At 41.5% G+C, this 9,543-nt stretch carries 9 protein-coding genes and 1 pseudogene; 7 read left to right on the top strand and 3 right to left on the bottom strand.

Annotated elements, in window-relative coordinates:
• The coding region (locus F8S12_RS07285) for a plasmid replication protein, CyRepA1 family (RefSeq protein WP_196515652.1) at positions 1-2,880 on the top strand (2,880 nt) is incomplete at its 5' end.
• Between the two features lie 102 nt (positions 2,881-2,982).
• On the opposite strand, the gene F8S12_RS07280 is transcribed toward F8S12_RS07285, so the two are convergent.
• On the bottom strand, positions 2,983-3,645 hold the full coding sequence (locus tag F8S12_RS07280; protein WP_196515653.1) for a tyrosine-type recombinase/integrase: 663 nt from the start codon (positions 3,643-3,645) through the stop codon (positions 2,983-2,985).
• 117 nt (positions 3,646-3,762) lie between these two features.
• Positions 3,763-3,933, bottom strand: a complete 171-nt coding sequence (locus tag F8S12_RS40400) for a hypothetical protein (protein WP_230967858.1) — start codon at positions 3,931-3,933, stop codon at positions 3,763-3,765.
• A 145-nt stretch (positions 3,934-4,078) separates the two neighbouring features.
• Between F8S12_RS40400 and F8S12_RS07275 the strand changes: the two genes are divergently transcribed.
• From F8S12_RS07275 to F8S12_RS07265, 3 genes are all read left to right on the top strand, one after another.
• A complete protein-coding gene (locus tag F8S12_RS07275; RefSeq protein WP_196515651.1) occupies positions 4,079-4,720 on the top strand; it encodes a hypothetical protein in 642 nt (213 codons plus the stop codon).
• Between the two features lie 89 nt (positions 4,721-4,809).
• Positions 4,810-5,358: a GNAT family N-acetyltransferase gene (locus F8S12_RS07270; protein WP_069068818.1), complete on the top strand. Its 549-nt coding sequence runs from the start codon at positions 4,810-4,812 to the stop codon at positions 5,356-5,358.
• 21 nt (positions 5,359-5,379) lie between these two features.
• Entirely contained in the window at positions 5,380-5,919 is a 540-nt protein-coding gene (locus F8S12_RS07265) for a hypothetical protein (RefSeq protein WP_196515650.1), read from the top strand.
• A gap of 416 nt (positions 5,920-6,335) precedes the next feature.
• On the opposite strand, the gene F8S12_RS07260 is transcribed toward F8S12_RS07265, so the two are convergent.
• The gene (locus F8S12_RS07260; protein WP_196515649.1) at positions 6,336-7,001 is read right to left on the bottom strand and encodes a hypothetical protein; all 666 of its coding nucleotides are present in this window, start codon (positions 6,999-7,001) and stop codon (positions 6,336-6,338) included.
• A gap of 636 nt (positions 7,002-7,637) precedes the next feature.
• Between F8S12_RS07260 and F8S12_RS07255 the strand changes: the two genes are divergently transcribed.
• The 3 genes and pseudogenes from F8S12_RS07255 to F8S12_RS07245 all read left to right on the top strand — a co-directional run.
• Positions 7,638-8,225, top strand: coding sequence for a hypothetical protein (locus tag F8S12_RS07255; RefSeq protein ID WP_196515648.1), 588 nt, complete (start codon positions 7,638-7,640; stop codon positions 8,223-8,225).
• 79 nt (positions 8,226-8,304) lie between these two features.
• Complete coding sequence (locus F8S12_RS07250; protein WP_196515647.1) at positions 8,305-8,625, top strand: hypothetical protein; 321 nt, start codon at positions 8,305-8,307, stop codon at positions 8,623-8,625.
• 21 nt (positions 8,626-8,646) lie between these two features.
• Positions 8,647-9,543 (top strand): annotated as a pseudogene (locus F8S12_RS07245) (hypothetical protein); the annotation flags it as partial.

Below are 9,543 nucleotides of genomic sequence, written 5' to 3'. Positions count from 1 at the left end.
GATTTTGATGAACGGTTGCACCCAGACTTAGTAGCTTTAGCACAAGCGGGGCGCAAGTTCATAATTCTTTTCGATTACGAAACCAAAGCTAACACCCGTTGGTCAGTTTTTCAAGCAACAATGCGGACTGGCAGAGCAATTGAGGCACAAGGGTGTGTTTGTGAAGTGGCATTGTTGCCAGGGCCAGAAAAGGGTGTTGATGATTTCGTAGTTAGTCGCGGTGAAGATGCTGATACTTTATTAACTGCGATCGCTGATGATGCCAAAAGCCTTAAAGATTACCAGCGCTCGTATCGCACGAGAAAATGGGGGTTAACCAAATATAAACCCGATGTGACAGTTAATACTCGCTATCTAACTGACGCTTTCATCAAGAAAGAAGCCGATTCAGACCAAGGGATACAGCATCAAACTGAGCTTGATCGCCAGAGACAATGCATAGAGTTACCGACAACCGACAATCAACAAGAGTGCTTCAACCCAAACAGCCACTTGACAAACCCTGAAAAGGAAAAAGAAATCTTGACTAAGATATCTCGCTATCTTACCATGCCAGTATCAGGGCTGCTGGTACTATGGAGCGACATGGGTACTGGGAAAACTGAACTTATGCGCTGGTGGCGTAAGCAAAACCCAGAAGCTCGATTTCTTAACAATGGGCATCGCGTCAACCTGCTGAAAAATCTGGCTCTCCGCCTGGAAACCGCGATGTATTCAGACTTGGGTTACACAGGTTTAGCAATTGCCCAAGCTCTCAGTATTACTATCGACAGCTTGCATAAACTAAATACCCAAGCTTTAACCTACGGCTGCATCTTTATTGATGAAGCTTGCCAATACTTAGTGCATTTACTACATAGTAATACTTGCAAAGAGCATCGCGCAGCAATTCTGGAAGTGCTGGAATATATAGTATACAATGCACCCCTGGTTGTGATTGCCGATGCTCACATGGATGATTTGACGGTGGACTTCTTTCGGGCAATGCGACCATCAGGTGAAGTACCTTACATCATTAAAAACGAATGGAGAAATGGCGATCGCACTATATATTGGTACGAGGGTAGTAATTCTTCCGCTCTGGTTGCCCAAATCTCGGCGGCACTGATGGCAGGACAGAAAATCATGGTGGTTTCTGACTCCAAACGTTTCATTAAGAAACTTGAACAATCATTCTTAGTCCAAATATTCGACTCTACTCAATCAGCCGAAAATGCTTCTAGTCAATCTAATAGTGGCAAGGGTATACATCCGCCAAAACTTCGGATTTGGTCTGTCCACTCCGACAATTCCGGCAGTGATGAAAACGTCGCTTTCATCAAAGATATCACTAACGCTGTCAAAAACCTCGATGCCTTGTTTACTTCCCCCAGTCTCGGCACAGGAGTAGACATTGCTGAGTATCATTTTGATTTAGTATTCGGTGTGTTTCACGGGGTTTCGCAAACAGCTACTGAATGCGCCCAACAACTTTACCGCTATCGCCCGAAAGTTCCGTTTCATGTTTGGGTAGCCCCGCGCCCTCCCTTTGGTTATAAAGATACCAATGCTACCAAAATTAAAGAGCGACTTTTGCAATCGAACCAGATGACGGCTTTTCTAATTCGCATTGACAGAGATTCGGGTAAGCGGGGAGCGGAGAAAGATTGGGCGCTAGAGGCTTATTGTCAAATTCAGGCTAATCGTCACTATTCTCTGAATAATCTGCGTGATGATTTGCGATCGCTCCTCGCAGAAATGGGCAATACCTTTATCTCGGTTGGCGCTGATGATGATGCTAAAGCGACTGAACTTCTTGAAGAAGCTGCTGCTGCTTTGGACACGGCTTATTATTCGGCTGTTGCCAAGGCTAATAATATTACAGCGAGTGAGTATCGTCTCCGGCAGAGTAAAGATTATCTCAAACCAGAGGAAGTTTTTGAGAACGAGAAGTTTCGCATCTGGTCAGCTTATGGCATGGACGTTACCCCAGAACTGGTGGAAAAAGATGACGGCGGTCGATTAATTAGAGCGATCGCTGGCTTAGAGGCAATTTTATCAAAACCAGAGGGAGTTATTATTGATGATGCCACTGGTAGAGAATACCCTACGCCTCCAAAACTTGTCAGTGAAAAAGACCGCAGCGAACGAGATAATTTACCTCTATGTATGGACTGGGGCAATTACTCGGCACGATGGTTAGCCCGTTTCAACTTAGGGTTGCATCAGATCCTTGAGCGGTTAGTCACCGGGGGCGAAGTTAATGCCAGCGACCCTCTGTTAATAAATATGATTGCGATCGCCAAGGATTGTGCAGCTCATGTGAAAGCAATTCTTGGGTTTACTGTCCCCTCGGAATGTGAACCGATATGGTTGCTGGCCACTTTGGTGGAGCAGCTGGGGCTAAAGTTGACCTGCCGCAAGCAGGGTAAGCGCGGTGAACAGGTGAAAATTTATTCGTTATCTAAAGAGGAATTGGAATTTGCAAAACAAGTAATAGCTCATCGCCAAAGTAAACGGGAGCAAAGTGCGTCAAACCATTCTTATCAGGCTACAAGAGAGTCTGGCTATGGGATTGAGGCTGATAATTGCTCCGTATCCACCCCCCCCCAGAATGCTATAGGGAAACCCCATGAGCAGGGGGGGGATACTACGGAATTTGACCCTCCCCCAAGGGATCGCACTACCTTACTCCACTGTGTTGAAATGCTACGAATCGGTATTAAACACGGAGTGGAAGCGATTAAGGGCATACTCAAGCGATGGGTTGGGGATTTGCGGTGGGAGACGGTGCTGGAGTTGGAAGCGATCGCGGCAAATGAACTGCGACTTGTGGAATCTCAAGTTCCTGAATTTTACACCTTGCTAAGTGAAGAGGTGTTGCCGATGGAGGGGGGCTAAACTTTCGTCATAACTAACTGCATTCTTGAAGCAATTTCTACTTTTGCTTTCAGCAATTGCGCTGATGTTGTCTTGCTAAATCGATTTTTTGGTAAAATGGGGTCAACAGCTTTCCTTTACTGAATTATCGGTCACTTCGACAAAGACAGGTTTCCCGAAGTCGTCTTCCGAAACCGGAGCAAGTAGCGCTAAGGATGATACCGCTCCCAATATTTGATCTTCTCTCACCTCCAGGTACTTGTATAGCTCGTCCAACGTGCGATGCCCAGAGATTTCCTGAATCACTCTTAAGGGAATTCCGGCATTACTCATCGAGGTGAGTGCTGTGCGCCGAAAGCTGTGAGAGCTTACCCCTTCAACTCCTACTTCTTTGCAAGCGACTCGCAATATCCATAGTGCCGAATCTCGGTGCAGGTGGTTATTGGCTCTTGAGTGGTCAGCATTTCCAGGGAACAACCAAGGAGAATCATCACGCGGTTTATATGCTTGCAACCTGACTCGCAATTCTTGAATTACCGGGATGGCACGGGTAGCCAGTTTCCCTTTCGTGTGACCTTTGCGAAAGATGATTTTGGCTCTGACTTTTCCTTTGGTATCATATACGTCCCGCTTAAGCAACGTCACTGCTTCGTTCACCCGACACGCTGTGTAAAGCATCACCGCAAACAGCGCTTTGTCTCGCAGTGAATCTACCCCCTGCGAGAACAGAAGTTGGATTTCCTGCAAAGACAGAATCTTTGCTCGACCATGCCTATCAATTTTCAAGGTTGCTGTCCCATCAACACCCCGCCGTGTTCTTATTATCCCAGTCCACGGGACAGGTTTTGCCAAGGGTGCAATTTTCGCAGCTATGCAGATGAGCAGTATGGGTATTAAATATTATCAGCGATTAGCGGAATCACTGATAATATTTAATACCCAATGTCTGGCGAATATGGTTGATGCTGGAATTGCTATGGGGTGATGTCTATATTTATTCGCAATCGCCAATGGTAGCCGTTGGCAGTAGTATATCTTCATAAAAGCGATCGCTTGAAGAATGCGCTGACACATTTGGCGATGATAGCATCAAGGTAATTCATCATGACAAATTACACGATTTAATAAGCGTAGACAGTCCAAGTTTACCTAGATGATACGCGAACATGAGCAATACAGGGCGTAAAAAAAATTAGCATCTTTCAACTGTGACCAAAGGATGTGGGAGGAGTTTATCGCCTGTTGCAAGTCGAAAGGCACAACGGCAACAGCCACGCTGCTCGAATTTATCGATCTCTACTTAGGCGATTCCCAAGATAAGGCTGATGCAATAGGTGGTAATAATTTAGACGAACGCCTAGACTCAAAAATTAAGGCAAGTGTAGAGAAGTACTTAGTTGATAGTTACAATAGTCACAGCAGTCCTACCAATGAAATGATAAAAGCTATTTGCTCACGACTTGATAAGCTCGAGTCAGAGTTTTTAAGTGAATTTAATAGTAATCAAACTACAGAAATTGATAATCTTGCCAATTTAGAACAAAAAGTGGAGAGAATGGCAGCCCGAATGACACAGTTGGCTGAGGCGATTATTAAAATTCAAGACTATCTCAACAACCAACAAAAGCGGGGACAGAAATCGTACTACAATAATTCATCCTTCAAAGCGCATACTCCTAGAATGCAACCGTTAACTGAAGAAGGTTTAGCCAAGAGACTTGGTGTAAGTGAAGAAAGTGTACGCAAGGAGCGAATTAATCTTCCCCCACCGCTTTTTGTAGCATGGTGTAAGGGGAAGGATAGAGCAGGGTTGGGGTGGGAATTTAACGAAAATACGGGATTATATCAGCCGGTAAGTTAGTATTTTTATTCTTTTCAAGAATTTCGGAATTTACACTGACTCGCCCGCCGAATAGAGTGATTGCAGATAATGACAATTAGGAGCTTTAGGTGCAGCGAAAAATTGAATTAAAAAGGGGTTTTGATAATACAACTGTTGAAGCATATTTGGTTGATTTAGAACAAAGACATGTTGATGATTATGTTAATGAGTGGGTCGAAAAATTAAGGTTATTTAGTCAAGAAGATAAATACTGGGACTGGATATTTAAATTAAGATATATTGGCAATCAACAAAATCTTGAAGGTTACGCAGTTGAGTGCGAAAACAAAACTCAAGGATTGATGATAATAGAAACACAAATGCACGGTTCTCGGTTGAATATTGGTAAGAGGTTAGTTTATATTGATGGCATTGCCACTGCCCCCATTAATCGAATCGAGATTCAACGCCCACCTCAATTCAAAGGTGTTGGTCAAGCACTGTTAAATTTCGCAAGAATTAGAAGTGTTGAGTTAGGGTATGAAGGTAGAGTTGGGTTGCATTCCTTACCAAGGTCTGAAGGATTTTACGAAAAACAAAACATGTTGAACTGCGGTTCGGAAGAGGAATATGAGAATTTAGTTTACTTTGAGTATGGTGTATTGAGACGAAGATAAAGTCCGATCGGGTAAAAATTTATGAACCATCAAGAGCAAAAGGATAATTTTGAGGCAAACGAGTCAATAACAACCCAAGAAGCTATAGATTTACTTTTTGGTGAAGGATGGCTCGAAGAGGCTGTTTGCATCGAAGATGAAGCAAATTGCACGATTGGCGCTGGTTTGGATTGGGGTAATGCATTACCACCTTTAATGCTCAATCTTCCTTTATTTGGCCGCCTATCAACGCTGCGTGTATCTCTCAACCGCGAGGTCAGGCTAATAATTGAAACATGGGATTTAGGTATAGGTACAACTTCTGCAACAGAAACTGCAAGGGTACGCATTAAAGAGCGGTTGCTATCCCCTTCGTCTGAGCTAATACCTCACTTGGAAGCTACTTTGTTGCAAGATGATTTATACAATGAAGAGTTTATATCTAACCGAGAAGCTCTTAAATCCTTACTTGCAGTAGTTCTTACTGATTCTGATAGAGAAGAAATTGCAGAGAAGGCTGCTAATTCAATACGCACACAAGTTATGTCTCAAGTGGATTTTTTCGGAAAACTTTCTGCGTAGATATAATCACAATAATATCGCGTCAAATTCAATCAAATTTATCAAAGGAGCGAACGCGTGAGTAGAGGTCACTCTACATCGCTCTTAGCCGCATTACTCTTATTCAATAGCTGGGAATTAAATCGCATCGCAACGCATTTTTATAATGAGGAAAAGCCAAGAGTGAATCCTAACCTGAAAGTTTTAAAAGTTGAATTTCAATAATTTTGCTCAAACCAATTTGGCTGTTGGGGTTGTTGTTAGACCAACTGGGGTTAAAGTTAACTTACCGCAAGCAGGGGACAAGGGGTCAACAAGTTAAATTATTTTCTTTATCTAAGAAAGAATGAGACAAGACTTGCGTTGGTTGGTGTGCTGGAGATGGAGGAAGTCGCCGCGACTGAACTGCGATCGCTCTCAGCGACTGTGCCTGATTTTTACGATTGCGTCTTCTTCCATTCTTCGAGAGTCAAGCAAGTTTTCCCAGTGGGTATTAATCCTGTGGTTGCTGACACACCGAAATTTGTCAGCGCATAATTTTCTACTTCTGCGTCCTTGAAGGCTTGTTCTACTACTGTTTGCTTTTCCTGCTTTGACAGAGCTTCAATCTTCACATTTGCTGCGGTAGGAACAGCATTCGTTTTATCTCTGGTGAAATTCTTTACATTATAAAATTGCTCTTGTTTTGGCTTACCTGAGTTCAAGCATCCTTTAGACTTGACAAACAATCCTGTAGCCCAATAGCTATTAACAAAGTGTTGCTTATTAACAAACTGCACCCCATTAGCTGCCCAGATGTAAACAGGATCAACATATCCTTTAGTTTTGGGAATTTTAGTTTCGCTACATCTTACTCCATCCCGCAGACGACTTCTATAATCTCCGCATACCTTCCAAGTTATTCTATATAAGTTAGGTGTCTCTTCTACATATTGCCTTATTTGCTCCTGTACTTCCTTATCTTTTTGGCTTTGCACATCAGTTAACTTAGCCCCATAATCATTCTCTGCCTGAGTAACGTTGTCCGCATCAGACTGGCAAGCTCCTAAGCATAGTCCTACACCTATTGAAACAAGTGCTGTAAATATTTTTCTTTTACTCATAAATACTCCAACAAATGATTATGAAAATTAATTCCCAATTTCCTTGCTTGACCAAATATCTACTTCTAACAAATGCTGAAGTACAAGCTGCAAGTATTATACATATTTGTTCTATACATGCAATCAAGTTTTAACAGTTTTTAGTTATGATGCAAAACATGGTGAGGTATCGAAGGGAAAGTTCAATTTATGGAGGGCAGGGATACTTAAATCAATTCGCAATTCGCTTTTTCGCCCATGACGCTCTCTACGAGACGCTGCGCGAACGCGGACTCGCTACCGCTACGCTAACGCAATTACGTTTTGTAACGGGGACTTAAATCCCCAGACTTTGTTAAAACTAATTTCGATATGTCAAATCATAAAACTAGCCAATAGTCAATGCCCTATATTTGGCACTTACTGAAGATGTTGCACAAATACTTATACCAATAAACGATTAAGGATGTGAGTATATCAAGCACAAAGACTGATAATACAACAAAGAATTTTTATCTACGTAGATTATTACTGTTAGAAATATTGCTACAGTACTACAGTTCTGTTTTTTTCAGTACCAGAGTGTGTGGATTTTGGGGTTGACTTATTTAAGAATGTGCCTATCCCTCAAGACATCGTTCAGGAGAACGAAAGCAGATGCGTACTGACTACGGATACACAGATTTTGCTGCTTCAGCAACAGGAACACTTTTACCTGACTCTAAGAATGACAGGGCGAAAAAAAGCACACTTACACTCATGGGTGTGACTGGTGTGTTGATGATAGCAGAGATGTCCGTCCACAATATATTGATGGGTGGATTTATGATTGCGTCTGCCATCGTGATTGCCTTGCCAAAACAGTCACAAGCATTATTTACTAACTTCGATAAACTACAACGAAAGTATGGAGTTAATCTCTATGCTGTCTTGTTTGCGCTGTTAGCAGTAATTTGTCTAATTGATTTTGCGGCGGCTCCAGCTAATGCTCAGTTTTTCAATAATGCTCAAACTTGGATGACCACCACTTTTGGTAATGCCAACAATGGACAAACATCAGAAGTTATCGCACTTTTTTTCAATGTATTGAGAGCTTTATTCCTATTATATGTTGGGATCAGTTTAGTTCGGATTATTCAATCTGCCCGGAATGATGAAGACTGGCAGACACTAGCAAGAACTCCATTAATCATAGTTATGGCAGTTTTTGTTGGAGATTTAATTACTGGTTTGATTGTTCAGTAAAAAAGCTTTACAGGTTATCAGTTATTGATAAATACGCATTTGGATTAATAGCTGATAACTCTTTATTAAATCAATAAATATGTCAGAGAAACATGGTTTTCGTACAGTGAATCGGATTTTAGGAGAAAGACCAAGATTAGGGCCATTCCCTGCCGACCAAATATTTCCCTGGACATTAATAGCAGTAGTCAATGTATTTATCTTTAATTATTTGCTGAAAACAAGTTGGTTAGGTACAGGATTAAGTATTGCTTGGGGATGGGCAACATGGTGGACAATTTCTACAAATAAAGACTTTTTCGGTAAGTTTGTCAGCGTCCCTCGGATTAGTAGGGGATATATGAGACATAAACCAATTCGCAATTCGCAATTCGCAATTCGCAATTTTGAAGATAATTAAATTTCAGTTATTGGTAAAGTTATGCCAAATTCTTCTAAGAAGGTTAAAGATAAATTAGGTAAAGGAGCATTGGAAAACGAGCAGATTAGTGTTGTGAAAATGCTCACTCCCTTTGAAGATATTATCCATTTAGCGGGCATTTGTGACCTCAACTTAGGAGATAGGCAGGGTGTAGGCGCATTAATTCTCAAAAAAGGTGAAAATATTCAAATCAAATTCTGCTTTGATTGTTTAGGGATTCATCCGAATTTAGAATCATCGCAAATGCTGCCGCTCTTTGAGGGCATAGAAGCGGGACTAAAAGAAATTCCCGAAGGCGAAAGCCTCACAATACACTTAGGGTCTTTTACCTCGGATTATTATAGACAAAAGGAACTATCTTCTTTAGAGTCAAATTGCTCTCTTGAGCCGTTAAAGCTATTGATTCGTAGTGAGAGATTGCGAGTTAAAGAATTAACTCAAAGTGGCACTAGAAAAAATAAGTTTCTCAGGCTATGGTGTACGTACACTGTTGTTTCTGATGATGAACGTTCTCATGATTTTATCGAATCGATTATCAGAAAATTAGAAAAAGGTTGGTTTTCTTTTACTGGAGAAATCCATGCCCATAATAATACCAGAATTGAAAATATCCTCCAAAATTCCTTTAGCAATGGCTTTTTGCAATGGTCAGCCATACTAAGTAATAAAATGAAACTTGGGATTAGGGTGCTGAGTGCCCAAGAAATATGGGAAATAAATTGGCAGCAATTCAATCTGTCATCACCACCAGCAATTCCTAATCCTCTAAAGATAGATTCTGCCAATGGACTAGTAGAAACTCAAACTAGTGATTTTCATATCCGCCACCAGATATTAGAGAATGAGCTATCCGTGCCATTCTTTGATAGGAAATGGGTAAAAATCCAAAATAAATAT

Origin of the sequence: Nostoc sp. WHI (assembly GCF_015714725.1) — a bacterium.
Classification (GTDB): Bacteria; Cyanobacteriota; Cyanobacteriia; order Cyanobacteriales; family Nostocaceae; genus Nostoc.
The sequence above is the reverse complement of the archived record's forward strand: the minus strand, read 5'-3'. Positions and strand labels throughout refer to the sequence as shown.

Coding starts and splice junctions, on each gene's coding strand:
- F8S12_RS40400 (WP_230967858.1), bottom strand. CDS start 3,933: ATGTGTCAGCGCATTCTTCAAGCGATCGCTTTTATGAAGATATACTAC.
- F8S12_RS07275 (WP_196515651.1), top strand. CDS start 4,079: ATGTGGGAGGAGTTTATCGCCTGTTGCAAGTCGAAAGGCACAACGGCA.
- F8S12_RS07265 (WP_196515650.1), top strand. CDS start 5,380: ATGAACCATCAAGAGCAAAAGGATAATTTTGAGGCAAACGAGTCAATA.
- F8S12_RS07260 (WP_196515649.1), bottom strand. CDS start 7,001: ATGAGTAAAAGAAAAATATTTACAGCACTTGTTTCAATAGGTGTAGGA.
- F8S12_RS07255 (WP_196515648.1), top strand. CDS start 7,638: ATGCGTACTGACTACGGATACACAGATTTTGCTGCTTCAGCAACAGGA.
- F8S12_RS07250 (WP_196515647.1), top strand. CDS start 8,305: ATGTCAGAGAAACATGGTTTTCGTACAGTGAATCGGATTTTAGGAGAA.